1 protein-coding gene is annotated in these 362 nt (G+C 33.7%); it reads left to right on the top strand.

Annotation, left to right across the window (positions count from 1 at the left end; genetic code table 11):
- Window positions 1-362: transposase (locus ACVC08_RS00530; RefSeq protein WP_452600561.1), on the top strand; the 362-nt coding region annotated here is incomplete at both ends.

Genomic DNA, 362 nt, shown 5'->3' with positions numbered 1-362 from the left:
TTTCTGTTAAGTGAGCGTGTAAGTAAAACAAACTTTTACAGACGCTTAAAAGAGGGCTTAAATTTAGACTATTTATATGGCTTGACAGAGCAGTATTATGGAACAAGCGGACAGAAAAGCATCGATCCTATTGTGTTTTTTAAACTCTGTTTGGTAGGATATTTAGAGAATATAATAAGTGACCGTAAACTTGTAGAACATTGTAGTTTGAGACTAGATATTCTTTATTTTTTAGACTACGATATCGATGAGTGCTTACCTTGGCATTCGACATTAAGTAGAACGCGTCAATTATTTCCAGAAGCAATCTTCGAAACGGTATTTACAAAAGTATTGAGTTTATGTATAGACAACGGTATGGT

This window comes from Pontimicrobium sp. MEBiC06410 (genome assembly GCF_053601615.1).
The sequence above is the reverse complement of the archived record's forward strand: the minus strand, read 5'-3'. Positions and strand labels throughout refer to the sequence as shown.